The organism is Rhizobium sp. WYCCWR 11152 (genome assembly GCF_013087615.1).
Lineage (GTDB): Bacteria > Pseudomonadota > Alphaproteobacteria > Rhizobiales > Rhizobiaceae > Rhizobium > Rhizobium indicum.
The window spans coordinates 921,682-948,570 of record NZ_JABFCP010000008.1; the positions used below are offsets into that span (position 1 = coordinate 921,682).

General features: G+C 60.6%; 29 protein-coding genes and 1 tRNA gene. 18 read left to right on the plus strand and 12 right to left on the minus strand.

What is annotated here, in order from left to right; translation table 11 throughout:
• Window positions 1–115: 115 nt before the first annotated feature.
• The 5 genes from G9X67_RS14360 (at window position 116) to G9X67_RS14380 (ending at window position 5,684) form a co-directional block, all read left to right on the plus strand.
• Complete coding sequence (locus G9X67_RS14360; protein ID WP_171598930.1) at window positions 116–442, plus strand: hypothetical protein; 327 nt, start codon at window positions 116–118, stop codon at window positions 440–442.
• Window positions 443–700: 258 nt separating this feature from the next.
• A complete protein-coding gene (locus G9X67_RS14365) occupies window positions 701–2,149 on the plus strand; it encodes a deoxyribodipyrimidine photo-lyase (protein ID WP_171598931.1) in 1,449 nt (482 codons plus the stop codon).
• Entirely contained in the window at window positions 2,146–3,480 is a 1,335-nt protein-coding gene (locus tag G9X67_RS14370; RefSeq protein WP_171598932.1) for an FAD-dependent oxidoreductase, read from the plus strand. The genes G9X67_RS14365 and G9X67_RS14370 overlap by 4 nt, the downstream gene beginning before the upstream one ends.
• Window positions 3,477–4,328 carry a DUF1365 domain-containing protein gene (locus G9X67_RS14375; protein ID WP_171598933.1) on the plus strand — a complete coding sequence of 284 codons (852 nt, stop codon included), beginning with the start codon at window positions 3,477–3,479 and terminating at the stop codon, window positions 4,326–4,328. The genes G9X67_RS14370 and G9X67_RS14375 overlap by 4 nt, the downstream gene beginning before the upstream one ends.
• A 96-nt stretch (window positions 4,329–4,424) precedes the next feature.
• Window positions 4,425–5,684, plus strand: a complete 1,260-nt coding sequence (locus G9X67_RS14380; RefSeq protein ID WP_138329912.1) for a cyclopropane-fatty-acyl-phospholipid synthase family protein — start codon at window positions 4,425–4,427, stop codon at window positions 5,682–5,684.
• On the opposite strand, the gene G9X67_RS14385 is transcribed toward G9X67_RS14380, so the two are convergent.
• Window positions 5,685–6,518 carry an SDR family NAD(P)-dependent oxidoreductase gene (locus G9X67_RS14385; RefSeq protein WP_138329913.1) on the minus strand — a complete coding sequence of 278 codons (834 nt, stop codon included), beginning with the start codon at window positions 6,516–6,518 and terminating at the stop codon, window positions 5,685–5,687.
• A gap of 98 nt (window positions 6,519–6,616) precedes the next feature.
• Window positions 6,617–7,276, minus strand: a complete 660-nt coding sequence (locus G9X67_RS14390; protein WP_171598934.1) for a ChrR family anti-sigma-E factor — start codon at window positions 7,274–7,276, stop codon at window positions 6,617–6,619.
• Between the two features lie 225 nt (window positions 7,277–7,501).
• On the opposite strand from G9X67_RS14390, the gene G9X67_RS14395 reads away from it, so the two are divergent.
• The 4 genes from G9X67_RS14395 to G9X67_RS14410 are packed head-to-tail and all read left to right on the plus strand — an operon-like array spanning window position 7,502 to window position 10,737.
• Complete coding sequence (locus G9X67_RS14395; RefSeq protein ID WP_138329915.1) at window positions 7,502–8,539, plus strand: cysteine synthase A; 1,038 nt, start codon at window positions 7,502–7,504, stop codon at window positions 8,537–8,539.
• A 6-nt stretch (window positions 8,540–8,545) separates the two neighbouring features.
• Entirely contained in the window at window positions 8,546–9,283 is a 738-nt protein-coding gene (locus tag G9X67_RS14400) for an alanyl-tRNA editing protein (RefSeq protein ID WP_138329917.1), read from the plus strand.
• 18 nt (window positions 9,284–9,301) lie between these two features.
• The gene (gene sseA, locus G9X67_RS14405; protein WP_171598935.1) at window positions 9,302–10,171 is read left to right on the plus strand and encodes a 3-mercaptopyruvate sulfurtransferase; all 870 of its coding nucleotides are present in this window, start codon (window positions 9,302–9,304) and stop codon (window positions 10,169–10,171) included.
• 5 nt (window positions 10,172–10,176) lie between these two features.
• Complete coding sequence (locus G9X67_RS14410) at window positions 10,177–10,737, plus strand: GNAT family N-acetyltransferase (protein WP_012757173.1); 561 nt, start codon at window positions 10,177–10,179, stop codon at window positions 10,735–10,737.
• 30 nt (window positions 10,738–10,767) lie between these two features.
• Here G9X67_RS14410 and G9X67_RS14415 read toward each other — a convergent pair whose 3' ends face one another.
• Window positions 10,768–10,935: a hypothetical protein gene (locus G9X67_RS14415; protein ID WP_171598936.1), complete on the minus strand. Its 168-nt coding sequence runs from the start codon at window positions 10,933–10,935 to the stop codon at window positions 10,768–10,770.
• Between the two features lie 146 nt (window positions 10,936–11,081).
• Between G9X67_RS14415 and G9X67_RS14420 the strand changes: the two genes are divergently transcribed.
• Window positions 11,082–11,585, plus strand: coding sequence for a DUF1203 domain-containing protein (locus G9X67_RS14420; RefSeq protein WP_171598937.1), 504 nt, complete (start codon window positions 11,082–11,084; stop codon window positions 11,583–11,585).
• Between the two features lie 16 nt (window positions 11,586–11,601).
• On the opposite strand, the gene ald is transcribed toward G9X67_RS14420, so the two are convergent.
• Window positions 11,602–12,720, minus strand: a complete 1,119-nt coding sequence (ald, locus tag G9X67_RS14425) for an alanine dehydrogenase (RefSeq protein ID WP_171599055.1) — start codon at window positions 12,718–12,720, stop codon at window positions 11,602–11,604.
• 156 nt (window positions 12,721–12,876) lie between these two features.
• Here ald and G9X67_RS14430 point away from each other — a divergent pair, with 156 nt between their 5' ends.
• From G9X67_RS14430 to G9X67_RS14440, 3 genes are all read left to right on the plus strand, one after another.
• A complete protein-coding gene (locus G9X67_RS14430) occupies window positions 12,877–13,338 on the plus strand; it encodes an Lrp/AsnC family transcriptional regulator (protein WP_138329923.1) in 462 nt (153 codons plus the stop codon).
• 73 nt (window positions 13,339–13,411) lie between these two features.
• Window positions 13,412–14,293 (plus strand): DMT family transporter, encoded by an 882-nt coding sequence (locus G9X67_RS14435; RefSeq protein WP_171598938.1) that lies wholly within the window; start codon window positions 13,412–13,414, stop codon window positions 14,291–14,293.
• 84 nt (window positions 14,294–14,377) lie between these two features.
• The gene (locus G9X67_RS14440; RefSeq protein WP_138329927.1) at window positions 14,378–14,782 is read left to right on the plus strand and encodes a PilZ domain-containing protein; all 405 of its coding nucleotides are present in this window, start codon (window positions 14,378–14,380) and stop codon (window positions 14,780–14,782) included.
• Here the strand turns inward: G9X67_RS14440 and G9X67_RS14445 are convergent.
• Complete coding sequence (locus G9X67_RS14445) at window positions 14,752–15,474, minus strand: hypothetical protein (protein ID WP_171598939.1); 723 nt, start codon at window positions 15,472–15,474, stop codon at window positions 14,752–14,754. The two genes, G9X67_RS14440 and G9X67_RS14445, sit on opposite strands and share 31 nt — an antisense overlap.
• A gap of 178 nt (window positions 15,475–15,652) precedes the next feature.
• Between G9X67_RS14445 and G9X67_RS14450 the strand changes: the two genes are divergently transcribed.
• Window positions 15,653–17,641 carry a bifunctional 2',3'-cyclic-nucleotide 2'-phosphodiesterase/3'-nucleotidase gene (locus tag G9X67_RS14450; RefSeq protein WP_171598940.1) on the plus strand — a complete coding sequence of 663 codons (1,989 nt, stop codon included), beginning with the start codon at window positions 15,653–15,655 and terminating at the stop codon, window positions 17,639–17,641.
• A 42-nt stretch (window positions 17,642–17,683) separates the two neighbouring features.
• Here the strand turns inward: G9X67_RS14450 and G9X67_RS14455 are convergent, their stop codons facing one another.
• Entirely contained in the window at window positions 17,684–18,652 is a 969-nt protein-coding gene (locus G9X67_RS14455) for a LysR family transcriptional regulator (RefSeq protein ID WP_130679882.1), read from the minus strand.
• A gap of 139 nt (window positions 18,653–18,791) precedes the next feature.
• Between G9X67_RS14455 and G9X67_RS14460 the strand changes: the two genes are divergently transcribed.
• Window positions 18,792–19,406, plus strand: coding sequence for an FMN-dependent NADH-azoreductase (locus G9X67_RS14460; protein WP_138329933.1), 615 nt, complete (start codon window positions 18,792–18,794; stop codon window positions 19,404–19,406).
• Window positions 19,407–19,454: 48 nt separating this feature from the next.
• Here the strand turns inward: G9X67_RS14460 and G9X67_RS14465 are convergent, their stop codons facing one another.
• On the minus strand, window positions 19,455–20,030 hold the full coding sequence (locus G9X67_RS14465; RefSeq protein WP_171598941.1) for a TetR/AcrR family transcriptional regulator: 576 nt from the start codon (window positions 20,028–20,030) through the stop codon (window positions 19,455–19,457).
• Window positions 20,031–20,192: 162 nt separating this feature from the next.
• Between G9X67_RS14465 and G9X67_RS14470 the strand changes: the two genes are divergently transcribed.
• Window positions 20,193–20,969 (plus strand): SDR family oxidoreductase, encoded by a 777-nt coding sequence (locus G9X67_RS14470; RefSeq protein ID WP_171598942.1) that lies wholly within the window; start codon window positions 20,193–20,195, stop codon window positions 20,967–20,969.
• A gap of 7 nt (window positions 20,970–20,976) precedes the next feature.
• On the opposite strand, the gene G9X67_RS14475 is transcribed toward G9X67_RS14470, so the two are convergent.
• The 3 genes from G9X67_RS14475 to ilvA all read right to left on the minus strand — a co-directional run bounded on the left by G9X67_RS14475 (window position 20,977) and on the right by ilvA (window position 24,098).
• Complete coding sequence (locus G9X67_RS14475; RefSeq protein ID WP_138329937.1) at window positions 20,977–22,248, minus strand: GGDEF domain-containing protein; 1,272 nt, start codon at window positions 22,246–22,248, stop codon at window positions 20,977–20,979.
• Window positions 22,249–22,483: 235 nt separating this feature from the next.
• The gene (locus G9X67_RS14480; protein WP_003538786.1) at window positions 22,484–22,810 is read right to left on the minus strand and encodes an HlyU family transcriptional regulator; all 327 of its coding nucleotides are present in this window, start codon (window positions 22,808–22,810) and stop codon (window positions 22,484–22,486) included.
• Window positions 22,811–22,847: 37 nt separating this feature from the next.
• On the minus strand, window positions 22,848–24,098 hold the full coding sequence (ilvA, locus tag G9X67_RS14485; RefSeq protein WP_171598943.1) for a threonine ammonia-lyase: 1,251 nt from the start codon (window positions 24,096–24,098) through the stop codon (window positions 22,848–22,850).
• 183 nt (window positions 24,099–24,281) lie between these two features.
• On the opposite strand from ilvA, the gene G9X67_RS14490 reads away from it, so the two are divergent.
• Complete coding sequence (locus G9X67_RS14490; RefSeq protein WP_138329941.1) at window positions 24,282–24,656, plus strand: VanZ family protein; 375 nt, start codon at window positions 24,282–24,284, stop codon at window positions 24,654–24,656.
• Between the two features lie 384 nt (window positions 24,657–25,040).
• On the opposite strand, the gene G9X67_RS14495 is transcribed toward G9X67_RS14490, so the two are convergent.
• Window positions 25,041–25,125: transfer RNA gene (locus tag G9X67_RS14495), tRNA-Leu, on the minus strand.
• Window positions 25,126–25,288: 163 nt separating this feature from the next.
• Here G9X67_RS14495 and G9X67_RS14500 point away from each other — a divergent pair.
• Complete coding sequence (locus G9X67_RS14500; protein ID WP_171598944.1) at window positions 25,289–25,486, plus strand: hypothetical protein; 198 nt, start codon at window positions 25,289–25,291, stop codon at window positions 25,484–25,486.
• Between the two features lie 250 nt (window positions 25,487–25,736).
• Here the strand turns inward: G9X67_RS14500 and ligD are convergent, their stop codons facing one another.
• The gene (ligD, locus tag G9X67_RS14510) at window positions 25,737–26,780 is read right to left on the minus strand and encodes a non-homologous end-joining DNA ligase (RefSeq protein ID WP_171598946.1); all 1,044 of its coding nucleotides are present in this window, start codon (window positions 26,778–26,780) and stop codon (window positions 25,737–25,739) included.
• Window positions 26,781–26,889: the final 109 nt, after the last annotated feature.

The window sequence follows — 26,889 nt, forward strand, 5'->3', positions numbered from 1 at the left end:
CATGCCGGGTATGCCGCGAGGCTTGAATGCAGGTTGTCGGCAAATTTCGGAACAATGATTCCATCAGGAAGTTACCCCTGGGTCATCCAAGATGAAAATCAAAGGAGGATATACTATGACTAAATCCCTCATCGCCGCTTCGCTGCTTGCCATCGGCATGGCGTCGTCGGCCTTTGCCCAATCGAACCCGAGTCCGATCGGGCCAACGAATGGCGGCTCGACTGATCCGAGTTCGGGTACCTATTCATCCGACTACACCAACGATGACAACGGTATTCGTCCGGTACCCAACTCGCCGGTCGATCCGATGACGACACAGAGCATCGGCCGACCGCAGACGATGGAGTGCCCCGGCATGCCGCAACAGATGTCCGGCGTCGACACGCGCGGCGGCCAGAGCGGCGCATCGATTAGCGAAGCCTGCCGCGAATACGACAACTAAAGCGCGTAACTTTCAGATTCGCTTCTCGCGCTTTAGGTCTTTGTTTTTACGCATGTCGTTGTCGCAAAACCGCTGCACACTTTGCGCGACATGCTTTAAGCGACAGACTGCCGCTCTCAGAAAAAGGCCGGTTCACACCGGCCTTTTTCATGCCGCCGACAGCCGTGAAAGCTTTTTTCCCGCCAGATGAAACTTTTGATCCGGGCATTCCGTACACCCGTAGCAGATTGCAAACAACACAAGCGGGGCACGGCTTTATTGGCAAAGGACGCGGCAAAACCTGTTATCCTCTGGTTTCGCAAGGACCTGCGCCTTGACGACAATCAGGCACTCACCGCCGGCCATCGCTCCGGACGGCCGATCATCCCGCTCTATATTAGAGAACCGGCGGTGGCAGGCACCGGTCCGCTGGGTGCTGCACAGGCCTGGTGGCTGCATCATTCGCTGGAAGCGCTGAACGGGTCGCTGCGCAAGCGGCATGGACGGCTGGTGCTTGCAAGCGGCGAGGCGCTCGAAGTGCTCTGCGCCTTTATCAAGGAAAGCGGTGCCGAAGCCGTCTTCTGGAACCGCCGCTACGATCCATCAGGGACGTCGATAGACATCCGTATCAAGCACCAATTGGAAAAGCAGGCGATCGAGGTGAGAAGCTTCGGCGGCGAGTTGCTGCACGAACCTTCCAAGCTGATGACCGGCAACGGCACGCCCTATCGCGTCTACACGCCATTCTGGCGCGCGCTGGAGGGCGCCGGTGAACCGCAGCCGCTCGACGTGCCGGCGAAACTGCAGTTTGCGTCGCAACTTCCGAAATCAGAAACGTTGGAGAGCTGGAAGCTGCTCCCGACGAAGCCGGACTGGGCAGGCGATTTCGCTGATCTCTGGACACCTGGCGAAGAGGGTGCCCAGCAGAGGCTCCATGCCTTCGTTGAAGACGCGCTCAAGGGCTACAAGGAAAACCGAGACTATCCAGCGAGACCGGCGACGTCGATGCTGTCGCCGCATCTGGCGCTGGGCGAAATATCCCCTGCCCGCATTTGGGATGCCACACGCGGCCTGTCGCAACGCGTGCCGGCGGCTGACATCGTGCATTTTCGCAAGGAGATCGCCTGGCGTGAATTTTCCTATCACCTGCTTTTCCATTTCCCGCGTCTTGCCTCTGCCAACTGGAACGATCGTTTCGACGGCTTCGAATGGCGCAACAACAGCGGAGATTTCGAGGCGTGGCGCCGCGGCATGACCGGCTATCCGATCGTCGATGCCGGCATGCGCCAGCTCTGGCGCCATGGCTGGGTGCACAATCGCGTGCGCATGATCGTCGCCTCCTTCCTCATCAAGGATCTGATGGTCGACTGGCGCCGGGGCGAGGCCTGGTTCCGGGATACGCTTGTTGATGCCGATCCCGCCAACAATGCCGCAAGCTGGCAATGGGTAGCGGGCTCGGGAGCCGATGCCTCGCCATTTTTCCGCATCTTCAATCCGGTGCTGCAGGGCGAAAAATTCGATCCCGACGGCGACTATGTCAGGGCTCATGTGCCGGAGCTTCGAGGGCTCGGGGCAAAATACATCCACCGGCCGTTCGAGGCGCCGAAGAGCATGCTCGACGAGGCCGGCATCACGCTTGGCCAAACCTATCCGAAACCGATCGTCGATCACGCGAGCGCCCGCAACCGGGCGCTTGCCGCCTACAAAGCAATAAGGGATGCCGCATGAACGCGCACTTCCGTCCCGCTCCCCGCCGGCTGAGGATCGCCGTCATCGGCTCCGGCATCTCCGGCGCCTCCGCAGCCTGGGCGCTGTGTCAGGTGCATGACGTTACGCTTTATGAAAGCCAAGCGCGGGCCGGAGGCCATACGGCGACGGTCGATGTGGATTACGACGGGGTTCAGATTGCGGTCGATACCGGCTTCATCGTCTATAATGAACAGAATTACCCCAATCTGACGGCACTCTTTGCCGAACTCGGCATCGCGACGCATGCAAGCGATATGAGCTTTTCGCTCTCGCTCGACTGCGGCAGACTGGAATGGAGCGGCGGCGGGCTGTCCTCGATCTTCGCGCAGAAGCGCAACCTGCTGCGGCCCTCGTTCTTGTGGATGATCCGCGAGATCCTCCGCTTCAACCGCACCTGCCTCGAAGATCGCACCGCCGGTCATCTCGCCTCGCGTTCGATCGGCGATTATCTCGACTGGCGCGGCTTCTCGCCCGGTTTCACCAACAACTATCTCGTGCCGATGGCGGCGGCGATCTGGTCGACACCATCAGCCCGCATGCTGCAGTTTCCCGCCGAGCAGTTCGTCAATTTCTTCGACAATCACCGGCTGATCTACCGCCGCCAGCACCAGTGGCGCACGGTGACCGGCGGCAGCCGCACGTATCTCGACCGGTTGCTTCGGCCGCTCGGCGAACGCGTGAAACTTTCCTGCGGCGTACGTGGGGTCATCCGCTCCGAGCGTGGTGTCACGATCATCGACGAAACGGGCAGCGAACACCCGTTCGACAAGGTAATCTTTGCCTGCCACAGCGATCAGACAGCACGCCTGCTCGTCGATGCCACCGATCGAGAAAGCCGGCTGCTTGCTGCCATTCCCTACCAGCCGAACCGCGTCGTCCTGCATCGCGACCAATCGCTGATGCCGCAGCGGCGCAAGGTTTGGGCCTCATGGAATTATCTCCGTTCCAGCCGTGACGATGGAAACGCAGACGTCGCCGTGACTTACTGGATGAACCGGTTGCAGGGTGTCGACGAGAAATTCCCGCTGTTCGTGACCCTCAATCCCGACCGCGAGCCGGACCCCCATAAGGTGTTTGCCGAATTCGCCTATGAGCATCCGCAATTTTCGGCGGAAGCCATAGGCGCTCAACAGGCGCTCACGACCATTCAGGGACAGAATAATTGCCATTTTGCCGGTGCCTGGACGGGATACGGATTCCATGAGGATGGTCTCGTTTCCGGTCTGGCGGCGGCGGAGGCCCTTGGCGGGATCATACCCTGGCGGACTGTCCGAACCTCCCGGCACCCCCAACCGGGTGCGGCGACATGACAGGGCGCGGCGAAAAACGTGGCATGAACGCGGCAGCCAACGGCGCCCCACCTGATGCCGCCGCAGCGCTCTATGTCGGCGAGATCATGCACCAACGCATGAAACCGTTCGGCCATCGCTTCCGCTACCGTGTCTTCTCGCTGCTTGTCGATCTCGACAGGCTGGACGAGGCTGGCCGGTTATCGACGTTATTTTCCGTCAACGGGCGCAATTTCGTCTCGTTCCAGGAAAGGGACCACGCCGAAACCAGAAATATGTCGCTGCGCACCTATGTCGACGGGCTGCTCGCCGAGGCGAGGCTCGACCGCGCGGACAGGATCCTGCTCGTCTGTTATCCCCGCATTCTCGGCTATGTCTTCAATCCGCTCTGCGTCTATTACGCCTATGATGCCGGCGGCGTACTCGTCGCGATAATCTACGAGGTGCGCAATACTTTCGGCGAGCGGCACAGCTATGTCTGCCCCGTCGGCCGTGGCGAGATGTCGGAAAGCGGGCTTCGCCAGAGCTGCGACAAGATCTTCCACGTCTCGCCCTTTATCGGCATGGCGGCGCGCTATCATTTCCGCATGCTGCCGCCCGGTAAAGAGATCCGCTGGCGCATCCTTGAAACAGATAGTGAAGGACCGCTGCTCTCGGCGACATTTTCCGGACGGCAGGTGCCTTTGACAAACGCTTCGCTGCTGGGCTTGACGGCGCGCATACCCATCCTCACTTTCAAGATCATGACCGGGATCCATTGGGAAGCACTCAAGTTGTGGCTAAAGGGCGCGCGGTATGTCAGGCGTCCTGCGCCCCCGCTTGCAGTCAGCGTCCGCCAAACCCGCCCGCTTGCGGAAGCAGCGGAATGACATTAGCGTTCGAAGCAATGGTCGGGGGGCGGCCGCGCGTATCATCAAGGATGCTTCGTCCCTAACCGGCAAGAAAATGCTGGAGGAGGAGGAGAAATGAGCAAGGCGCAGGACTGGAATCTGCTGGCTCGTGATGCGGTGACGCTGACGGCCGAAAACATGTCCCGAATGGTGAAGGGTCTGCCGTTCAAGGCGAAGCTGGCTCTGCGCGGACTTCTGCACATGCAGCACGGTTCGCTTGCCGTCACCCTCCCCGACGGCCGCAGGCTGCTGGTCGAGGGCAAGAAGGCCGGACCAAAGGCGGCGCTCAGCCTCCACAACTGGAACCTTGCCTATCGGGCGCTGACGAGCGGCACGATCGGGGTCGCCGAAACCTATATGGATGGCGACTGGGACAGCCCTGACATCGCCGCCTTCCTCGAACTCTTCCTCGTCAACGGCGAGGCCGCATTCAGCTATGCGCATGGCAAGGGCGGTCTTGGCCGCCTGTTCGAGCGCGTCCGCCATTGGATGAACACCAACACCAAGACGGGCTCGAAGCGCAACATTTCCGCCCATTACGATCTCGGCAACGATTTCTACAGGGAATGGCTCGATCCGAGCATGACCTATTCCTCGGCGCTCTATTCGACCGGCGCCAACGATCTGCAATCGGCCCAGAATGCCAAATACCGGGCGCTTGCCGAGGCGACCGGCATCGGGGCTGGCGACCATGTGCTCGAGATCGGCTGCGGCTGGGGCGGTTTTGCCGAATTCGCCGCAAGCGAGCTGAAGTGCAAGGTGACGGGGCTGACGATCAGCCGTGAGCAGCTTGCCTTTGCCGAGGAGCGCATCCGCAAGGCCGGCCTCGACGACCGCGTGGAATTCCGTTTCCAGGACTACCGCGATGAAGCAGGGCTCTACGACCGGATCGTCTCGATCGAGATGTTCGAAGCGGTCGGCGAGAAATACTGGCCGTCCTATTTCTCCAAGCTCAGGCAATGTCTGAAGCCGGGCGGCAAGGCTGGGCTGCAGATCATCACGATTAAGGACGAGTCCTTCGACCAGTATCGCAGCAACCCCGACTTCATCCAGAAATATGTCTTTCCCGGCGGTATGCTGCCGACGCGCAATCATCTGGCCGAACTTGCAGGCAAGGTCGATCTGTCGCTGGTCAAGGACTTCGGCTTCGGGCTCGATTACGCCCGCACGCTGGCCGAATGGCGCGAGCGCTTCTGGTCGGTCTGGGAACGCATCCGCCCGATGGGCTTCGACGAGCGTTTCAAGCGGCTCTGGGAATTCTATCTGTTCTATTGCGAAGCCGGCTTCCGTGCCCGCAATATCGATGTGCGCCAGGTCGTGTTCTCTCGCCGTTGATCATTCCGCCGCATGCGGTGTCACCGGATGGCGACCAGCCGATGGCGGCCGCTCCCGCCAGCCGGTCACGCGGTTCACCAGCGTGAAATAAACGCTATAGGGGAGCAGGCGTGCAAGCTTCAGCATGGTGGTGAAGCGCTTCGGAAACGTGATCTCGAAGGCCTGCGATTTCAACCCGGCGGCAATCTCCCGGGCGGCCTCCTCGACCGATATCAGAGCCGGCATTGGAAAGGCATTCTTCCTCGTTGCCGGCGTATCGACGAAGCCTGGGCTGACGAGTTGGATGCGGATGCCCATCTTGTCGAGATCGAATTTCAGGCTTTCGGCCATATTGATCAGCGCCGCCTTGGTAGCGCCATAGGCAGCCCCCGTCGGCAGGCCGCCATAGCCGGTGACGGAGGAAACGATGGCGATCTGTCCCTGCCCCTTCGCCTTCATATGGCGGATCGCCGGCAGCAGACAGTTGACGACGCCGGAAAGGTTGACGGCAAAGCTCTTCTCGAAATCGGTGCGGTTCAGATCCTCGGCATGGACAGGCAGGTAGACGCCGGCATTGAGGATCGCCATGGCGAGCGTGCCGTGCTCATATTCGATGGAGGCCATGACATGTTCCATGTCCTCGGCATCGGTGACGTCGCCGTCGAGCACAATGATATTGCCCGAGAGGCCATTGGCTTCGGCTTGCAGTTCGACAAGCTTTTCGTGGCTTCTGGCGGTGACGGCGACCTTATATCCTTCGCCGGCGAGCCTCAGTGCAAGCGCCCGGCCGATACCTGAGCTCGCGCCCGAAATCCAGACGATTCCATGTTCGGGATGGGCAATGAAGTCACGCATGACATGTTCCTCCGGGCTGCCTGATCAATGCGAAAACAGGTCCGGAAGTTCCTCAACCCCTCCGGATTTACGGCTCTATCACACCATTGTGGCTGCTTTCAGCCGATCAGGTCGCCGATCATCTGACGAAAGGATCCGGTGAGCTTGACCGGTCCATCCGAGACGGCAAAGGCGATGCAAGGCCGGTCCTTTTCGGCGACCGGCCGGTGGTCGACCGTCTCGTCGGCAATGGAGATGTCGCCGGGGCCGAAACGGCCGCGTTCATCGTTGAAGGCGCCGTCGAGAATGAGGATCAGTTCCATGCCTTTATGGGTGTGCGCCGGCAAGGCGCGGCCCGGCCGGATCCACATCAGGCTGACCTCGCAGCCGTCCATGTCGAGCGAATATTCCCTGAAACCGGGCAATCGCCGGCGCCAGGGCACATCCTCGGCCTCGAAGCCCAAGAGAGCGCGCAACGCTTGAGGAAACAGCGCATTTTCCGGCCGCGCGGCCGTCTGCGGCGCCGAGACGGGAGACGCAGAGGAAAAGATCGCCGCAAGCCGGCCGTCGCGATCTGCAATGGCGGCTTCAGGCGCGTTTTCCAGAGCTTCGCCGGCCAGCAGCTCGAGGCTGTTCACCAGGCTGCGATTGTCGGGTTTCATTTCGAGATGAGACTGCACCAGCACACGCGCCGGCTCGGGCAAGGAGCCGGCAACATAATGCGCCATCAATGCATCGATCGTGTCGATCTGCTCGTGAACCATGTCGGTTTCGGTCACGCCCTGTTGCCGCGCTCCGTTTTCGCTTTGTCGTCATCCGTACGGGGAAAGTCAATCTTCGGATCACCCTCACACGGCGGGATTGCGGGCCATACGTCATTTCGGAGGAGGAAAGCCAAATTTTATCGCGGCCGACAGAGGTGTGGAATAGCTTTTCTTGCCAACTCAGCCTTGTGAAGGGAAAAGACCGTTCCTAAAGTAAGAGTTCGAATAGAGGCAGATTCCATGACCTTCCACCCCTCCGTCCTTGAAGCCATCGGCAACACGCCCCTGATCAAACTCAAGGGCGCCTCAGAGGCGACCGGCTGCACCATTCTCGGCAAGGCGGAGTTCCTGAACCCCGGCCAGTCGGTCAAGGATCGCGCCGCGCTCTACATCATCCGCGACGCAGAGCGGAAGGGATTGCTTCGTCCGGGCGGCGTCATCGTCGAGGGAACGGCCGGCAATACCGGCATCGGGCTGACGCTGGTCGCCAAGGCGCTCGGTTACCGCACCGTCATCGTCATCCCGGAAACGCAGAGCCAGGAAAAGAAGGACGCGCTGAAGCTGCTCGGCGCCGAACTCGTCGAAGTGCCCGCAGTTCCCTACAAGAACCCGAACAATTACGTGAAGGTATCCGGGCGGCTGGCAGAGCAGTTGGCGAAGACCGAGCCGAACGGGGCGATCTGGGCAAACCAGTTCGATAACGTCGCCAACCGGCAGGCGCATGTCGAAACGACGGCAAAAGAAATCTGGAAAGACACCGACGGCAAGGTCGACGGCTTTATCTGCTCGGTCGGCTCCGGCGGCACGCTCGCAGGCGTGGCTGCCGGCCTCAAGGCTTTCAAGGCAGACGTCAAGATCGGCATCGCCGATCCCGATGGCGCCGCACTCTATGAATTCTACCAGAACGGCGCGCTGAAATCCGAGGGATCCTCGATCACCGAGGGCATCGGCCAGGGCCGCATCACCGCCAATCTCGAGGGCTTCACGCCTGACTATGCCTATCGGATCCCCGATGCCGAAGCGCTTCCCTATCTCTTCGACCTCGTCGAGAACGAGGGCCTCTGCCTCGGCGGGTCGACGGCGATCAATATTGCCGGCGCGGTCAACCTCGCCCGGGATCTCGGACCTGGTCACACGGTGGTGACGATCCTCTGCGATTACGGCAACCGCTATCAGTCAAAACTCTTCAACCCGGATTTCCTGACGTCGAAGGGGCTGCCCGTTCCGGGCTGGATGGCCAAGTCGCCCGATATCCACGTTCCCTACGAGCCGGTGTGAGACCCCATGCCCGTCAATGCCCTTTATCGTGACGACTTCTATCTCTCGACGTGCGAGGCGGTCGTCACCGCCGTTCACGAAGACGGGGGCATCGAACTGGACCAGACCTGCTTCTATGCGACATCAGGCGGCCAGCCCGGTGACACCGGAGAGTTCGAGCGCGCTGACGGCAGCAAGATCGCGCTCGGCCAGACGAAACATGGTCCGGGCAAGGATGTCATCATCCATGTGCCGCTCGAAGGTGCGCCACGGCCTGTCGTCGGCGAGACGCTGGTGCTGCATGTCGACTGGCCGCGCCGCTACAGGCTGATGCGCATGCACACGGCCTGCCACCTGCTTTCCGTGGTCTGCTCCTATCCGATCACCGGGGCTGCCGTCGGCGAGGAGGAAAGCCGCGTCGACTTCGACATGATCGAGACGATCGACAAGGACGCGGTGACGGCCAAGCTGATGGAACTGGTCGAGCAGAACCATCCGGTCACTCTGCAATGGATCACCGACGAGGAGCTTGTGGCCAATCCCGATATCGTCAAATCGAAGAACGTCCGCCCGCCGATTGGGCTCGGGCGCGTCAGCCTCGTCTGCATCGGCGAGAACTCCTCGATTGACAGCCAACCCTGCGGCGGCACACATGTCTCCGAGACTCAGGAAGTCGGCCGGATCCATATCGCCAAAATCGAGAAGAAGGGCAAAGAGAACCGGCGCTTCCGCATCCGCTTCGGCACGCCCGGCGACGAAGCCTGACCATCAAGGGAGACCATCATGAGTGAGACCAAGAGCCGTTTCGTCGTTTCGGCCGACTGGCTGCAGTCCGAGCTCGGCAAAGCTGACCTGCGCGTGCTGGACGCCTCCTTCTATCTGCCGGCGCAGAAGCGCGATGCCGATGCCGAATATGCGGCCGGCCATATTCCCGGCGCCATCCGCTTCGATCAGGACAAGATCGCCGACCATTCGACGTCGCTGCCGCACACGATCCCCTCGCCCGATTATTTCGCTGCCGAAGTCGGCCGGCTCGGCATCAGCGAGAATGATCGCATCGTCGTCTATGACGGTATCGGCCTGTTCGCCTCGCCGCGCGTCTGGTGGCTGTTCCGGGTGATGGGCGCGAAAAACGTCTTCGTTCTCGACGGCGGTCTCGACGGCTGGAAGGCCGAGGGCCGTCCGCTTGAAACCACGGCGTCCAATCATTTGCCGGCGACCTTTACGCCCAATTTCGATGAAAGCCGCGTGGTGACGCTTGATACGATGCGCGACATCGTCTCCAGCGCCGCGATGCAGATCGCCGATGCCCGCAGCGCCGGCCGCTTCGCAGCCGCCGAACCCGAACCGCGTGCCGGCATGCGCTCCGGCCATATGCCCGGCGCCCGCAGCCTGCCCTCCGGCGTCTTCGTCAACCAGGGCCGCTTCAAGTCGCTGCCCGAACTTAGGCAGACGATCGAGGATGCCGGCATCGATCTGTCCAAGCCTGTCGTCACCTCCTGCGGCTCGGGAATCACCGCCGCGATCATCACGCTCGCGCTGGAATCGCTTGGCCATCACGACAACAAGCTTTATGACGGCTCGTGGAGCGAATGGGGCAGCCGTGACGATACGCCCATCGTCACCGGTCCGCCGACGACGGTCAAAGTCTGATCGCCATGGGAAAGGCACCCGCTTCGCTGAAAGCTCACATCACCCGGCTCGAAATGACGGCGCCGCCGAAGGCAAGCATGCCGGTGCCCGTCAATATCCAGACGGCGATCATGCGCGCTCCCGAGATCCCGCTGCCCTTCTACCGCTATCTCTACCGGCAGGTGGGTGCGCGCTGGCAATGGGTGGACCGGTTGCGCATGAGCGACGAGCAGCTTGCCGAGACGCTGAACGACAAGCGCAACAATATCAGCGTTCTCTACGTGAACGGCGCGCCCGCCGGCTTCTACGAATATTTCTGCGAAGACGAGGATATGATCGAGCTCAGCCATTTCGGCCTGATCGAACATGCGCTCGGTCTCGGCATCGGCAAGTGGTTCCTGCTGCAGGCGCTCTATGCCATCTGGTCGCTCAATCCGAAGCGAGTCACCACCACCACCAACAACCTCGACCATCCGCGTGCGCTGCAGCTCTACCAGATGTACGGCTTCTCCCCCGTCTCGACCGGCACCGGGATCGTCCGGCCGCTCAGCGACAAGGAGCTTCTGGAGATTGCGCGGAAAAGCTGACGGTTTCTTTCCCGACGTAAGTGGAGGCGACTAACGCTGCGTCAGGCTGTTCGGGCGGCGTGGGTCGTTGCGTCGCTCGAAATCGAGGGTACGGCCCGATTGCTCCTTCAGTTCCGCCACTTGCCGCCGCAGAGCCCTGAGCTCTTCCAGTATTTCCGCATTCTGTTGCGCCAGCAGCGCGAGATCGATGTCGGCCAAGGCCTCTCCTTTCGCCTTACAGCGTACGCACAGAAGATACTCCGCTTTTCGCTCTACGGCGATCTCATATGCAGACGCAGGCAAGAATCGGGTGGCTTGTCTGCTCTTCCAAGTGCATTTCATGGCAATCACAAATGAGATTTGCCATGACCGCCATTCGTTATGTTGCCATGCCGACGATAGATGCCGAACACCTCTGGAACGGCGGCCGCGACGCCTATGACAGGCTGCCCGAGACGATCGTTTCCGATGGTCCCGGCCATCCCTGCCGCCATTGCCTTCAGAATATCGATGCCGGCGAGGCGTTGCTGGTCTTCGCCTACCGGCCCTTCCCCGAACTGCAGCCCTATGCCGAAACCGGCCCGGTCTTCCTGCACAAGCAGCCTTGTGCACGCTATGCCGCCGAAGAGATCATGCCGCCGGTGCTGACGACGAGCCGCGACTTCATCGTCCGCGGCTACAGCGAGAACGACCGCATCGTCTACGGCACCGGCGCGGTGACTGCCATCGGCGATATTCCAGCCTATGGCGAAGAACTGCTGGGACGATCTGATATCGCCTATGTGCATGTGCGCTCAGCGCGCAACAACTGCTTCCAATGCCGGATCGACAAGATAAGGGCGCCGGCCCCGGCGGAGGCCGGTGCCTGACCTAGAGTCAGCTAGCTTACGCTACGTTCAGTACGCTTTCCGGCGCGAAGGCCTCGTAGCCCAGCGCGTCGGCGACCGGCTTGCTGGTGATGCGGCCCTTGTGGACGTTGAGGCCGTTCCTCAGATGCTTGTCTTCGGCGATGGCGCGCAGGCCGCGATCGGCAAGCGCCAGGCCATGAACCAATGTGGCATTGTTCAGCGCGTGCGCCGAGGTGACCGGCACGGCGCCCGGCATGTTGGCGACGCAATAATGCACGACGCCGTCGACTTCGTAAGTCGGATCGGAATGGGTCGTCGCATGCGAGGTCTCGAAGCAGCCGCCCTGGTCGATGGCGACGTCGACGATGACGGAGCCCTTCTTCATGCCGGACAGCATCTCGCGGGTAACGAGCTTCGGAGCGGCAGCACCCGGGATCAGCACGGCGCCGACAATGAGATCGGCCGAGAAGACTTCCTCCTCCAGCGCCTGGATGCTGGAATAACGCGTGTGGATACGGCCTGCGAAGATATCGTCGAGCTGGCGCAGGCGCGGCAGCGACTTGTCGAGGATGCTGACATCGGCGCCAAGGCCGGCAGCCATCCTGGCCGCATGCAGGCCGACGACGCCGCCACCGATGACCGCGACTTTGGCCGGCAACACGCCGGGTACGCCGCCAAGCAGGACACCAAGACCACCATTGGCCTTCTGCAGCGCGGTCGCTCCTGCCTGGATCGACAGGCGTCCGGCGACCTCCGACATCGGCGCCAGCAACGGCAGGCCGCCGCGCTCGTCGGTCACCGTCTCATAGGCGATCGCGGTGACGCCGGAGGCGATAAGGCCTTTGGTTTGTTCGGGATCCGGCGCCAGATGCAGATAGGTGTAGAGAAGCTGACCGTCGCGGAGCTGCGCCCATTCGGCGGGCTGCGGCTCCTTCACCTTGACGATCATGTCGCACTTTTCGAAGATATCCTTGGCGGAGGCGGCGATCTTGGCGCCGGCCGCGGCATAGGCGGCATCATCAGCGCCGATACCGACGCCCGCCTTGGTCTCCACCCAGACCTCGTGGCCGTGGGCAACATATTCGCGCACCGAAGCCGGCGTCAGGCCGACGCGATATTCATGATTCTTGATTTCCTTCGGGCAACCGACACGCATGCGCGTTCCTCTCATTTTATCTCCGCGGCCGCGGATTTTTTCAGATGAGGAATCCAACCATCAAGACAGTGAAATGTCCTTGCAAAGACGATTTGCGAAGACGCGATTTTTCGGTGAGTATTGCGCTTCTTCTACCTTTCTTCGAAGGTTCTTCGAATGGCCAATCTCGATACCATCGATCTTGCGATTCTCCGGGCATTGCAGGCCAATGCCCGCATCACCAATGCCGAGCTTGCCGAAAGGATCGGATTGTCGCCTTCGGCCTGTTCGCGCCGGCTCGACATCTTGGAAAGAAGCGGCGTCATCGGCGGCTACCATGCGCGGCTTTCACACAAGGCGCTCGACTACAAGATGATCGCCATCGTGCATATCTCGCTCTCCGGCCAGTTCGCCAAGACCCTGGCGGAATTCGAGGCAGCGGTGAAGCTCTGCCCGAACGTGCTCGTCTGTTACCTGATGTCGGGCGAATACGACTATATCCTCAGGGTCGCAGCCCGCGACCTCGAGGACTATGAGCGCATCCACCGCGACTGGCTGTCGGCCCTGCCCCACGTCGTCAAGATCAATTCGAGCTTCGCGCTCAGAGAAATCATCGACAAGCCGAATGTCGGCCTTTGAGGCCTTGCATCTTTGCCGAAAGCCTGCCCAGACTTTCGATGCGCGCACGCGTTTCCCCACTCACTGGCAAGTCATGACATCGAAGACCCAAGGCTATATTTTCGCGCTGCTGGCGATCACCATCTTCTCCCTGCAGGATGCCATCTCGAAACATCTGGCGACGGCCTATCCGCCAATCTTCGTGACGATGATCCGCTACTGGGCCTTTGCGCTTTTCACGATCATCCTCGCTTCGAAGATGCGCGGCGGCATCAAGGCGACGGCCCGCACCAAACGCCCTCTCCTGCAGGTGACCCGCGGCGTGCTGCTTGCCGTCCAGGTGGTTCTGGCCATCACCTGCTTTGCGATGATCGGCCTTGCCCGTTCACAGGCGATCTTTTCCGCGACGCCGATCCTGATCGCGCTGCTGGCTATGCCGATCCTCGGCGAGCGGGTCGGGTGGCGGCGATGGGCAGCGATCGGCGCCGGACTTTTCGGGGTGCTGCTGATCCTCAAGCCGGAAGGCGAATTTTTCGACGTGAAGCTGCTTCTCGCCGTCATTTCCTGCTTCAACTTCGCCTTCTACGTTATCGCCACCCGTCTGGTCAGCCGCGACGATTCGTCGATGACCAGCTTCTTCTATACCGGCGTTGTCGGCGGCGTCACGATGACGCTCATCGGACCGTTCTACTGGAGCTGGATGTCGTCGGGTGACTGGGGCTGGATGGCGCTCGTCTGCGTCACCAGCATTTCCAGCCATTATTTCCTGATCCGCGCCTATGATGTTCTCGATGCCGCCGCCGTCCAGCCGCTGACCTATCTGTCACTTGTCTACGCCTCGGTCATCGGCATGGCGGTCTATGACGAAACGCTCAGTCTCAACACGATCATCGGTTCGATCATCGTGGTTGCTGCCGGCATTTTCACCGTCTGGCGCGAGCATATGGTCGGAAGCAGGGTCACTGCTGCCAATTGATGTTTCACTGCAATTTTAGCCAAGCCCCTAAAACCATTTCAATTTTCCGGCGCTATGCTCCCTCGCTATACCAAGGGAGACAGTATGACCCGCAACTTGAAAATCACGGCCCGGAAGACCGATCGGAAACACTGCCGCGTTTTCGGCCATGTCAAATATCTGAACAGCCAGGTGGATGCCCGCATCCTCGACTTATCGCCGACCGGTGCCGCCCTGGAGATGAAGGGGCCGCTCCATGCCGCCTCAGGCAGCAAGGTGCGCATCGAGGCCGAAAACCTCGGGCTGCTCGAAGGCATCATCCGCTGGAAGCATAATGGCCGCGTCGGCATCCAGTTCGACGTGAATTCGAATGCACGGGCGCAGATCTCCTCCTATTTCCGCTTTTTCCATAAGGAAGTACGGCCCGTGCTGGCGACCCGCCCGTTGACGATATCAGGTGCCAAAGGCGACCGGACGCCTCACTTGGCGACATCGACACTGAAATCGTAGGGCTGCACCGCCTTTGCCCCGAAGGAGCGGCTGAGATCGTTCCAGTAGCTGCGGTTGACGTTGACGTCGAGGGTGACCGAGCCTTGCGTCTGCGGCAGCCTGGCGCCGAGGTCCCTGACGTTGACCGTGGCGGTATTGGCGTTGGCGCCGGACAGCAGGATCGTTTCCGTGCCAAGTGGCACGTTAACTGCGCCGGGCGCCTGGCTGCTCGAGAGCGGCTCGCTTGATATGATCTGGCCGTCTCCACCAAGGAACTTGATATCGCAGGTCTGGCATTCGCCCTGCGTCCAGCCGGGATTGACCTTCAACTCGACCCGCGGCGGCAGCGAACGAGTGTCATCCTGAGCATGGGCGACGCCGACGATGCCGAACAGGCTGGCGGCCGAGCTGACCTCGATCGGCCTCGGGTTGGCTGCACTCCCCTGTGCAGCGGCCATGATGAGGGCCGGTGCGCCGATGCCAAGAAGAAGCGCCTTCTGCAACTGCTGTTCGCGATAGATCAGGGCGATAGCGCCGCCGATAATGAAGAAGACGACGATGGCGGCAAGCGCGCAGGCAACCGAGATCCAAGGGTTTGCCGTCGTCGTCAGCCATTTCTCCACATCGCCGCTGTAGAGCGCCTGCGCCTTGTCGACCAGACTGGGTGCGATGCCTCCGAAACCTCCGACCAAAGCGATAACGACCTTGTTCATAATGCCATCTCCCCAATGGTTCCAGCTGTTACCACTGTACCATAAATTGCATTTCACGACCATGCCGCTTTCCCGCTGGATTGTTTTGCCGTTCTGTCATTTTCACGGTGTACTCCTCGGCAAATCGTCCTAATTCTGACGGGCCGGACGATGCATGATCCCTATTAGGAGAATTTCCATGTCTTCCATTTTCGATGTTGGCGCGATGAGCCGCCGTTCCCTGCTCGGCGGCCTCGCCGCCACTTCCGCCCTGGTCCTGCTGCACCCTTTCAGCGCGCGCGCCAGCGCCAACCAGGCCCATCTCAGGCTGATGGAAACGACCGACATTCACGTCAACGTCTTCCCCTATGACTATTATGCCGACAAGCCGAACGACACGATGGGCCTGTCGCGCACCGGGACGATCATCGACAACATCCGCGCGGAAGCTGTCAACTCGCTGCTGATCGATAATGGCGATGTGCTGCAGGGCAATCCGATGGGCGATTACATGGCCTATCAGCACGGCATGAAGGACGGCGACGTCCATCCGGTGATCAAGGCGATGAACACGCTCGGCTATACGGTCGGCACGCTCGGCAATCACGAGTTCAACTACGGCCTCGACTTCATGTTCAAGGTCCTGGCAGGCGCGAACTTCCCCTTCGTCTGCGCCAACCTGACCAAGGGCCAGCTCGCCTCGGACCCGAAGCAGGACGATCTCTTCTTCAAGCCCTACATCATCGTCGAAAAGCAGATCAAGGATGGCGCCGGCAATGAGAGCCCCGTCAAGATCGGCTTCATCGGCTTCGTGCCGCCGCAGATCATGCTCTGGGACATCAAGAACCTCGAAGGCAAGGCACAGACGCGCGACATCGTCGAGGCCGCCAAGGCCTGGGTTCCCGCCATGAAGGAAGCCGGCGCCGATATCGTCATTGCGCTCTCGCATTCCGGCATCGACGGCAGCGCACCGTCCGAAAAGATGGAGAACGCCTCGCTGCATCTCGCCGCCGTCGACGGGATCGACGCGATCTTCACCGGCCACCAGCATCTCGTCTTCCCTGGCCCGAAGAGCTGGGACGGTGTGGCCAATGCCGACCCCGTCAAGGGCACGCTGCACGGCAAGCCCGCCGTGATGGCCGGCTTCTGGGGCTCACATCTCGGCCTTATCGACCTGCTGCTCGAAAAGGACGGCAATAGCTGGAAGATCGTCGATTTCACCGCGGAAGCACGGCCGATCTTCCATCGCGACGACAAGAAGAAAGTGGTTGCCGACTACGCCGACAAGAAGGAAGTGGTCGAGGCCGCCAAGGCCGAGCACGAGGCGACGCTTGCCTATGTCCGCACCCCGGTCGGCAAGACCTCCGCACCGCTCTACTCCTACTTCGCGCTGGTTGCCGACGATCCCTCGGTGCAGGTCGTCAGCCAAGCCCAGACCTGGTACATCAAGCAGATGCTCGCCGACACCGAGTTCAAGGACCTGCCGGTGCTTTCGGCGGCGGCCCCCTTCAAGGCCGGCGGTCGCGGCGGCGCCGACTACTATACCGACGTGCCGGCCGGCGATATCGCCATCAAGAACGTAGCCGACCTCTATCTCTACCCGAACACGGTGCAGGCCGTTGCCATCACCGGCGCAGAGGTGAAAAACTGGCTCGAAATGTCGGCCGGCATGTTCAATCACATCGAGGCCGGCTCGAAGGATGCAGCGCTGCTCAACAATGACTTTCCGACCTACAATTTCGACGTGATCGACGGCGTCACCTACCAGATCGACCTGTCGCAGCCGCCGAAATATGATTCATCCGGCAAGCCGATCCATCCGGACGCCAACCGCATCCAGAACCTCGCCTTCAACGGCAAGCCGATCGATCCGGCTCAGAAGTTCGTCGTCGTCTCGAACAACTACCGCGCCGGCGGCGGCGGCAATTTCCCTGAGATCACCGCGGACAAGGTGATCTTCCAGGCGCCGGATACCAACCGCGACGTCATCGTCCGCTATATCCATGATCAGGGCACGATCAATCCGTCTGCCGACGCCAACTGGACCTTCAAGCCGCTCCCCGGCACGACCGCGACCTTCGAAAGCGGCCCGAAGGCGAAACAGTTCCTCGCCGAGCTCAAGAGCGTCAAGATCGAGGATGCCGGCGAAGGGGCAGACGGGTTCTCGAAGTTCAGGCTTGTTCTTTAGGCCGAGCACAATATCAGCGAAGGCGCGGCACTCGCGCCTTCGTCATTCGGCCGCAAGCGGCGTACCAGCTTCCTGCAGTTCCGCTATCTGAGCATGGAAATCGACTTGGCTCGGGCAGGCGGAAAGCCGCGTGCGGAACGCGTCGATCATCCAGGTGGCGGCAGGTCCGGGCGGGTTAGCGAGCTGACGGACCGAATATATGGGATACTCCCCCTGTTCGTAGGCATCCAGATCGAGATGGACGAGCCTGCCGCTCGTCAGATCGTCATGAATCACGGAAGCCGGAAGGCCGCCCCAGCCAAGGCCGGCCCTGATGAGCTGGTGCTTCGTTGCAATATCGCTGACGCGCCATGTCTTGTAGGAGAGAACGTTGAAATCGCGCCCCTTCGTCCGTCCCGATGCATCGGTGACGACGAGTTGCACTTCCTCGCGGACGTCGCCGAGCGTCAGTGGCCGGCCGATCCCGGCAAGCGGGTGGTTGCGCGCGGCAACGGGCAACATGAAGGAATGACCGATCCGCTCCGTGACGATCGAATCGTCCTGCTTGACGACCGCGCCACCAATCCCGATCGTCGCCTTGCCGCTGAGGACGAGATCCATGACCATTCCGAGCTCGCCGACATTGAGGCTTAACGAAACGGATGGAAACATCTCCCGGAATTCGCGGAGGACGTCCACCAGGGCTCGCGAAGGCACCATAACGCTGATGGCGACGGAAACCTCCGCTTCGAGCCCTTCTCTCAGGCTCTTGACGCGCGCCCGCATGACTTGCAGATCGCCCAGAATGCGCCGCGCATCCTCCAGCATCGCCTTGCCCGCCTCCGTCAGCTTCGGCTGACGCGCGCCGGAGCGCTCGAAAAGCGGGACTTCGAGCTGCGCCTCCAGATTGGCGATCGTATAGCTGACGACCGACTGCGCCCGGTTCAGCGCCCGCGAAGCGGCCGAGAAGCTACCGGTCTCGGCAACGGTCAGAAACACCTGCAATTGGTCCAGAGTGGGGTTTGGCAGCATCTTCTATCCATTCCATCGATAGTTTCGATCTACATTATCACCGTTTTTTCGATAGCAGGCCAGACCTATTTTCCTCATCGAGACTACGGCTCACCTCCCAGCAACGGGCCGTCAAATCCCATTCGAAAGGAAATGCACCATGTCGTCCATCCTGCTTCTGACGTCCAGCCCGCGTGCCGATTCTCTCTCGACGCCGATCGCCGTCGATCTCGCCGAAAAGCTGAAGAGCCAGAATCCGGGCAGCGTCGTCATTCGCCGCGACCTTGCCGCCAACCCGCTGCCGCATATCGATGACCTCTTCACCGGCGCGATCCGCAAGCCGCCTGAGGCCCGCACCGCTGAGGAAACCGTGGCCGTCAAGACCTCCGACGAGCTTGTCAACGAACTGCTCGCCGCCGATACGATCGTCATCAGCACCGGCCTCATCAACTTCAACATCTATTCGTCGCTGAAGACCTGGATCGACAACGTTGCCCGTGCCGGCCTGACCTTCAAGTACACGGAAAGCGGTCCGGTTGGCCTCGCAACCGGCAAGAAGGTTTACGTGGTGCTCGCTTCGGGCGGTGTCTATTCACAGGGCCCGGCCGTCGGCTTGAACCATGCCGTGCCGTACCTGAAGTCGGTTCTCGGCTTCCTCGGCATCAGCGATATCGAGACCATCTATGTCGAAGGCTTGGCCTTCGGTCCGGAAGCTGCCGAAAAGGCGATCGACGCCGCCAAGTCGCGCGTCCAGGAAATCGCACTGGCGGCCTGATTGGCTCCCAAATGCTTCACGGAACGGCCGGCCTTTGCCGGCCGTTTTTCATTTGTCGATATCGGCGACAAAATCCCGGACCGTCGCCAGGATTTCGGCCGAGAGTTCTTCATCGGACGAAATCCTGGCAAGGCCGACGCCGCCGGCCATCATCGCGAAGGCCATGATCGCCTTGCGGCGCCGTTCGCTATCGTCCGTTCCCGCAGCCTTGCTCGCCAGTGACGCGAAATTGCGCCTGAGCCCGTCCGTGGCGATCCCCCGCGCCGTCTCGCCGCTACGGGATATATCGGAGGTCAGCGCGGCAAAAGGGCAGCCCTCACCGGGATTGTCGCGATGATACGCGCTCACATAACGATCGGCGACATCGGCAGCCGTCATCTCCGCCGGGTTCACCCCCTCGGCCTCCAGCTTGCGTCCCCATGAATCGAAAGCGGACTGCATCGCCTCCGCAACCAGATCGTCACGGGAGGCGAAATGCTTATAGAAGCCGCCGACGGTCAGTCCGGCCTCCTTCATCAGATCGGCGACGCCAATACCTTCGAGCCCCTCCTCGCGCAGCCGCTTCGACGCGATCTCGACAATCTTCTCGTGCGTCTTCTGTTTCTCCAACTGCGAACGCCCCATCGGACATCTCCCCGGCACCAATCGAATGAGCATGATGTCGGCCGAAAACCGCTTACACTTTTCGGCATCATGCTCCCCTTGACTCATGTAGATTATCATCATAATCCTTATAGATAACGATCATAATCCAGATCGTTGCCAATTCCAAGAGGAGCATGAATCATGCGTCTAAGAAACAAGGTCGCCCTGATTACCGGCGGAAACAGCGGCATCGGTCTTGCGACCGCCAGGGTCTTCATCGACGAGGGTGCCAAGGTGGTGATCACCGGCCGCAACCCGGAAACGCTCGCGGCTGCCGAAAAGGCGCTTGGGTCAGGCGTGCTGGCGCTGAAGGTCGACGTCACCGATGCCGCCGCCACCGAGAAGGCGTTTGCCGAAGCCGCCGCAAAGGTCGGCAAGTTCGACATCGTCTTCGCCAATGCCGGCATCGGCGGCGCGACGCCGCTTGGCGAGACATCGCCAGAGCAGTTCAACCAGATCATCAGCACCAATCTCACGGCGGTTTTCTTCACCGTGCAATCAGCCCTGCCGCATCTCAATGACGGCGCTTCGGTGATCCTCAACGGTTCGGTGCATGCCGTGCTCGGCGCTCCCGGCTGGTCGGCCTATGCGGCGACCAAGGCGGCAGTCAGGGCGATGACACGCAATATGGCATCCGAGCTCGCGCCGCGCGGCATTCGCGTCAATCAGGTAACGCCCGGCGGCACGAAAACGCCGATCTGGTCACCGATGGCCCAGACGGAAGATGCCATGTCGGCGCTCGAGGCCCGCATCGGCGGCATGAGCCCGCTCGGCCGCATGAGCGAAGCCGACGAAATCGCCAAGGCGGCGCTCTATCTGGCCTCGGATGATTCGGCCAATGTCACCGGCATCGAGATCACCGTCGACGGCGGCATGACGAGCGCGCCATCCGGCGCCAAGATCTTCCGCGCTGCCTGAATGAGTTTCAGCTGAGTTTCACCACGCCGGAGCGGCCGACGACGCAGTTGCGGCCGCTCTTCTTGGCTGCGTAGAGCCTGCCGTCGGCAGCCGTCAGCACGGCGGTGAAATCGACGCCGTCCTCATCGGCAGTCGCAACGCCGATACTGACCGTGACCGGCCTGTCATCCGGCGTCTTGACGCTGGTCGCGATCGTCCAACGCAGGCGCTCGGCAAGCAGCAGACCTTCCTCGTGGTCGGTGCCCGGACAGACGGCAACGAATTCCTCGCCGCCGAAGCGGAAGACGCGATCACTCGAGCGCAACGTCGTGCCCAATCGGGCGGCGATCGCCTTCAGCACCTCGTCGCCCTGGAGATGACCGTAGCCGTCATTGACATCCTTGAAGTGATCGGCGTCGATAATGAGGACGGTGGCGAATGACCCCTGCTTCAGTGCCTCGAGCAGCATCAGCGGCGCTTCCATTTCCATGCGCGTCCGATCGTAGACACCGGTCAGCATGTCGCGGCCGGTGCGCTCCAGCAGATCGTTGTAGCGCTCGCGGAACGTCAGGTCACCGAATACGTCGCTGATCGAACGTGCGGCCCCGGCTGCGCCGATACGGCGAATACGATATTCATAGAATGCGAACATCGCCGCGTAGAGGCAGACGGCAAGCATTTTCGCCTTCCATCCGCCCCAGAATGCGGCGATCGGCACATCCAGGAAGTAATGCAGTGCGGCGAAGAAACCGATCTGGTCGAAGGTCAGCAGCACGAAGCCCGAAATCAGGAAACGCAGGACGACGCGGCGGCGGAAGAAATCGCCGAGTTTTTCGTAAAGCAGGATGATGCCGAGCGAATCGACATAGAGCAGCGCCGTGCCCCAGACCATCAGCCAGCCCATCTCCTTGAGGAAGTCGACGTCGGGCGTGTGGTTGGTTGATATCTGCAGCGGCTGGTGCAGTTGCAGCACCCAGGCAATACCGACGGTGAGCAGGTTGCCGAGGAAGAGGCCGTAGATCGGCTGGCGCACCGTCGCAGCATCCTCCTGCAGGTAAAGCATCAGGATCATCATCAGCTTGCCGGAGAAGAAGACGGATGAGCCCGGCGACACATCCCCGAACGGCAGCGAGACATAGAAGACCGCCGCCAGATAGGTCTCCATGAAATGCATGACGCCGAGCGCCGTCAGGAAAACCCCGAGACCGAGCCGATGACGGAAATGCAGAAGGGTTACCATCAGCACGAAATAGGCGATGGCTTCGACGACGAAGAGAAGGAGGTTGAGTGTCTCCATCATGAGACCTCGGCTCCGGACGTTCGGCCTCCTGCTGGCGCGGTGATCGCGACAGCGAATCCTTTGGTCAATCGTCCGAAACAGTCAAACACGGGGGTGTCCTGCAAATCCTGCAGGCGATACCTTTCACCGCAATCCTTTAAGATTGCGTGAGTGAGAACGCGCTCGCTGGAGCGCAGCCGGGTCACATACAGGAATAGTTGCAGCCGGTATCTAGGACCTATGCCCGGATCCCGATTCAGACCTGACGAAGCTTCTCGCCGTCGCCAAAGAGCGATGAACCATGCTGATCGATAATCTGCTGCGCCTTGCGCACTGTGCATTCGAGCGCGTCATCGGAGGAGGAAAACAGATCGGCGCGGATGAAATTGCGCACCAGTACCTCGTCGCCAACCTTCTTTTCGATGCGGCCGGCAAGGCGATACTGGCCGCCTTCCTTGCGCGGCTCGGCATAGATCGTGCAATCGCCGTAAAGCTGCGGCTCGCCGGAAGGGCCTGCCGCCTCCGAAGCCGGTTTGCCGCCGCCGGAGAACATCGAAAAGATATTTGAAATGAACGAAGCCATGCTCCGCCTTTAGCACGACCGTATCGCTGTCGCCAAGTCAAATGATCAGATTGGCGAGGATCTCGTTTTCGGTGATATCCTCGTAACCCATGCCGGCTGCTTCGAAATTTCCGATCAGCCGGGCGAAATTCTCCGGCGCCTTGGTTTCGATGCCAATCAGGATCGAGCCGAAGTTGCGCGCCGATTTCTTCAAATATTCGAAGCGGGCGATATCGTCGTCAGGGCCGAGCAGATTGAGGAAATCCCGGAGCGCACCGGGGCGCTGGGCGAGCCGCAGGATGAAGTATTTCTTCAGCCCTGCGTAACGCATGGCTCTTTCCTTTACGTCAGGCAGACGCTCGAAATCGAAATTGCCGCCGGAGACGACAGCCACGATGGTCTTGCCGCGGATCGCTTGGCCGTCCATCGCGGCGATCGCCGTCAGCGACAGGGCGCCGGCCGGCTCCAGCACGACGCCCTCGACATTCAGCATTTCCTGAATGGTGACGCAGATGGCGTTCTCCGGCATGAGTTGCACCTGCTCGGTCGGAAAATCGCGAAGAGCGGCGAAATTCAGGTCGCCGATGCGGGCGACAGCAGCGCCATCGACGAAATTGTCGACCTTGGCAAGCGTCGTCACCTTGCCTGCCTCGATGCTGCGCTTAAGACTCGGCGCGCCTGCTGGTTCGGTGAAGACAAAAGCAGATTTCGGCACGGTGCCGTCGAGATAGTCGGTGATGCCGGCGGCCAGTCCACCGCCGCCAACCGGCAGGACGACCATGTCGGGCACGGTTCCTTCCGGCAACTGCTGCATGATTTCGGCGGCGACGGTTGCCTGGCCTTCGATGATGTCGGCATGGTCGAAGGGCGGCACCATGACACCGCCGACCGCTTCAACATGTTCTCGGGCGGCCTGGTAGCATTGGTCGAAGAAGTCGCCGAACAGGCGGATGGTGATGAATTCGGCGCCGAACATGCGGGTCTTGTCGATCTTCTGCTGCGGTGTCGTCACCGGCATGAAGACGACGCCCGGCACGCCGAAATGGCGGCAGACAAAGGCAAAGCCCTGGGCGTGGTTGCCGGCCGAGGCGCAGACGAAGGTCTTGCCGGCAGCACCCTGCCCGATCGCCTTGCGGAAGAAATTGAAGGCGCCGCGGATCTTGTAGGAGCGCACCGGCGACAGATCCTCGCGCTTCAGCCAGATATCGGCTCCGTAGCGGGCCGACAGATGGTCGTTGAGCTGTAGCGGCGTTGCCGGAAACAGGCTGCGCATTGCCTCTTCGGCGCTTTCGACATCAAGTCTCGTCACGGGCGTGGTCCATTCTCATGAGTAGCCGCTGCCGCTATGGCACAGGCCAACCGGCAAAAGAAAGCCCGTTTCGGCCATTTCCGGTTCTCTCCCGGGAAAGCCTTTCTTAAGCCAATCGCGAAATCGGCGGCAGATGAACTGATTTTAACTGTCAATGAAAAGCCAAGCCACTAATATGAAGCCATGATGATCTTCAAATTTGCAAGGCCGCTCGCCTGGCTGCTGCTCGCCCTCATCCTCTTCGTCACGGTTTCGCCGATCGGGCTGAGGCCGGAAACGGTCACGACGGTCGATACCGACCGCGGGGGCGCCTTTGTTCTCGTCGGCCTCGCCTTCGCGCTCGCCTATCCGAAACAGTGGAAGATGGTGGCGGTGCTGCTGATTGCCGGTGCAGTCGCCATCGAATATCTGCAGTATCTCACACCAACACGCCATCCGCGCCTGCACGATGCCGGCATCAAGGCGGCGGGCGCAGCCCTCGGGCTGCTGGCTGGCTGGCTGATCAACAGGTGGCGCGAGACCAAAGCGCCAAACGCGCTTCCGCTCACAGAGCGATGAACACTATCAGAACAGACCGCATAGTCCCGAAAATCGAATTCGGCATCTGTCCAGATCGAAAGTAATAGAGCGTCCTTAGCGCGTCTTCTTGGACGCGCTAAGGACGCTCTAGAAACCGCGCAAATGCATTGCCCAGAAGAACAGCGGTATCGCGGCTATCGCAGTCCCCAGAACAAGTGCAACACTGGTCTTGAAGATGCGGATGCGCCGAACCTTAGTCCCATTCCAATCGTAAACCATCGTCTTACTCCCACAAGACAACCCTTACTTAACTGTCGCGGCGCAATCGTTACGCCGGAAATTCCTTTGTCAAGCGATAACTTGCTTTTATGCACAATATACAAGCAGATTCAATACAGGCATATTCAAACAGGATTATGAAGGTGGTGCGGGCGACGGGGGTCGAACCCGTACAGCCAAGGCCGAGGGATTTTAAGTCCCTTGCGTCTACCAGTTTCGCCACGCCCGCTTTACTTTCAGATCAACGACTTGCGCGGATTCGTCAAGGGAATGTTTTGCAGCTTTTCCTTCGCGTTTTGCAAATTGGGTTCTGGCGATGTTCTTCCGAAGGTCGACGGGATCTCCTGACGGACGATGCTAAGCGGACCGCTAATCATTGAAAGGAGCATAGCATGCCGAGCCTCGCGCAGATGACAGGGTCACTGCATATCCACAATTTCTATATCGCAAAGTTGAAAGCCAAGCAGGAGCAGCTTTTCGAGAGCGACCCCGAATTGGCGATGCTTCTCGACAATGTGGCTGCCGTTCTGTCAGAGCACGCTGTAGTGTTGTCTGACGATATTGCTGACCGGGAATTCGAGGAGGGATGAACGCGGGTTAGCGCGGCGCATCACACATTTTATCCACAGCCGCAAATTCGTGTTTTAGCTTACGGTCGACGCATCCGCCTCACCTCGGTAGAAGGTGACTATGAACGATTCGAAAGACCAAAACAGAGACCAAGACGAGCGGCCAACCAAGCCGCCGCTTCCAAAGGGCGAGAAATTTTTCGATCCGTGGGACGCAGAGTTTCGTCGCGCTTACAAGCCGGACACGTTCGAGTTCTAGAGTGGCGAGGTCCTACTCTATCTCATAAACCGCTGCGTGGTCCTGAGCCTCTCGTAGCCCCTTGTAAGACGCATGTCGCAGCTTCCCGTCATGCGTCCAGGCCCGATATTCGATCTCAGCAACAAGCTCCGGCCGGACGAAGACCGCATTCCGTTTCCTCCCGGTGTCGACAGCAGGCTTGTCGACGATCAGCTTGTCCATCTGCTCCCGGAGCTCGGCGGCGGATCGTTCATTAAAGCCCGTCCCCACTCCCCCGACATAGACGAGCTCATCTCCTTTGCGAGCGGCGAGCAGAAGCCGACCGATGCCCCCGAACGATACCGTCGACTTCTCATAGCCGACGATCGCGAAGCCGTCGCTCTGGACGCATTTGATTTTCAACCAGTCGCCACCGCGCCCGCTTCGATAGGTGCTGTTCCGATCTTTGGCGATGATGCCTTCCAACCCGTGTTCGCAAGCGCTTGCCAGTAGCTGATCGCCGTCGGCCTCGATCTCCTCCGAAAGCCGGATATCGCCATGCCCTACGACGGACACCAGATCCTTAAGCAGATGCCGGCGCATGCTGAGTTCGGAATTTCGGAGATCGTGGCCGTCGAAATAGAGCAGATCGAAGGCCATGAAGATGGCGTTGCTTGAACTCTTCTTGCCGCCCCGGCCGCCGAGCGATTGTTGTAGTAGGCCGAAATCCGACCGGCCTTGTTTGTCGAGGACCACGGCCTCGCCGTCGAGGATTGCCGAGCCAACAGGAAGCCACATGGCCGCCAGTTTGATTGCCGGGAAACGATGCGTCCAGTCATGGCCGCCGCGTGTCAGGATGCGAATGCGATTCGGCTCGACATGAACCGACAGGCGGTAGCCATCCCATTTTATTTCATAGACCCAGTCGTCGCCCTTCGGCGGCCGGGCCTTCAGGAGCGCAAGACATGGCTCGATGCGATCTGGCATGGGGTCGAGGGGGAGGTTCGGCTGCGCGGGATTTCGCGGCTTGCGCGGCCGGGATCGAACCGGCTTACCAGCATCCTGCAGGAGCGGCTTTGGTTTCGGCGGCTTTGTCATGCCGCCATCCCATCAGCAATCGCTTAAAAAGCAATCTACCTAGAATGATTATTGACTCGCAACGCCAGGAGAACGTATTGAGAACATCGCTCTGGCGGGAGCGCTTTTT

Excerpts from the sequence above, each read along its gene's own strand:
- G9X67_RS14360 (WP_171598930.1), top strand. The coding sequence starts at position 116 with ATGACTAAATCCCTCATCGCCGCTTCGCTGCTTGCCATCGGCATGGCG.
- G9X67_RS14370 (WP_171598932.1), top strand. The coding sequence starts at position 2,146 with ATGAACGCGCACTTCCGTCCCGCTCCCCGCCGGCTGAGGATCGCCGTC.
- G9X67_RS14375 (WP_171598933.1), top strand. The coding sequence starts at position 3,477 with ATGACAGGGCGCGGCGAAAAACGTGGCATGAACGCGGCAGCCAACGGC.
- G9X67_RS14380 (WP_138329912.1), top strand. The coding sequence starts at position 4,425 with ATGAGCAAGGCGCAGGACTGGAATCTGCTGGCTCGTGATGCGGTGACG.
- G9X67_RS14385 (WP_138329913.1), bottom strand. The coding sequence starts at position 6,518 with ATGCGTGACTTCATTGCCCATCCCGAACATGGAATCGTCTGGATTTCG.
- G9X67_RS14395 (WP_138329915.1), top strand. The coding sequence starts at position 7,502 with ATGACCTTCCACCCCTCCGTCCTTGAAGCCATCGGCAACACGCCCCTG.
- G9X67_RS14400 (WP_138329917.1), top strand. The coding sequence starts at position 8,546 with ATGCCCGTCAATGCCCTTTATCGTGACGACTTCTATCTCTCGACGTGC.
- sseA (WP_171598935.1), top strand. The coding sequence starts at position 9,302 with ATGAGTGAGACCAAGAGCCGTTTCGTCGTTTCGGCCGACTGGCTGCAG.
- G9X67_RS14410 (WP_012757173.1), top strand. The coding sequence starts at position 10,177 with ATGGGAAAGGCACCCGCTTCGCTGAAAGCTCACATCACCCGGCTCGAA.
- G9X67_RS14420 (WP_171598937.1), top strand. The coding sequence starts at position 11,082 with ATGACCGCCATTCGTTATGTTGCCATGCCGACGATAGATGCCGAACAC.
- ald (WP_171599055.1), bottom strand. The coding sequence starts at position 12,720 with ATGCGTGTCGGTTGCCCGAAGGAAATCAAGAATCATGAATATCGCGTC.
- G9X67_RS14430 (WP_138329923.1), top strand. The coding sequence starts at position 12,877 with ATGGCCAATCTCGATACCATCGATCTTGCGATTCTCCGGGCATTGCAG.
- G9X67_RS14435 (WP_171598938.1), top strand. The coding sequence starts at position 13,412 with ATGACATCGAAGACCCAAGGCTATATTTTCGCGCTGCTGGCGATCACC.
- G9X67_RS14440 (WP_138329927.1), top strand. The coding sequence starts at position 14,378 with ATGACCCGCAACTTGAAAATCACGGCCCGGAAGACCGATCGGAAACAC.
- G9X67_RS14445 (WP_171598939.1), bottom strand. The coding sequence starts at position 15,474 with ATGAACAAGGTCGTTATCGCTTTGGTCGGAGGTTTCGGAGGCATCGCA.
- G9X67_RS14450 (WP_171598940.1), top strand. The coding sequence starts at position 15,653 with ATGTCTTCCATTTTCGATGTTGGCGCGATGAGCCGCCGTTCCCTGCTC.
- G9X67_RS14455 (WP_130679882.1), bottom strand. The coding sequence starts at position 18,652 with ATGCTGCCAAACCCCACTCTGGACCAATTGCAGGTGTTTCTGACCGTT.
- G9X67_RS14460 (WP_138329933.1), top strand. The coding sequence starts at position 18,792 with ATGTCGTCCATCCTGCTTCTGACGTCCAGCCCGCGTGCCGATTCTCTC.
- G9X67_RS14465 (WP_171598941.1), bottom strand. The coding sequence starts at position 20,030 with ATGGGGCGTTCGCAGTTGGAGAAACAGAAGACGCACGAGAAGATTGTC.
- G9X67_RS14470 (WP_171598942.1), top strand. The coding sequence starts at position 20,193 with ATGCGTCTAAGAAACAAGGTCGCCCTGATTACCGGCGGAAACAGCGGC.
- G9X67_RS14475 (WP_138329937.1), bottom strand. The coding sequence starts at position 22,248 with ATGATGGAGACACTCAACCTCCTTCTCTTCGTCGTCGAAGCCATCGCC.
- G9X67_RS14480 (WP_003538786.1), bottom strand. The coding sequence starts at position 22,810 with ATGGCTTCGTTCATTTCAAATATCTTTTCGATGTTCTCCGGCGGCGGC.
- G9X67_RS14490 (WP_138329941.1), top strand. The coding sequence starts at position 24,282 with ATGATGATCTTCAAATTTGCAAGGCCGCTCGCCTGGCTGCTGCTCGCC.
- G9X67_RS14500 (WP_171598944.1), top strand. The coding sequence starts at position 25,289 with ATGCCGAGCCTCGCGCAGATGACAGGGTCACTGCATATCCACAATTTC.
- ligD (WP_171598946.1), bottom strand. The coding sequence starts at position 26,780 with ATGACAAAGCCGCCGAAACCAAAGCCGCTCCTGCAGGATGCTGGTAAG.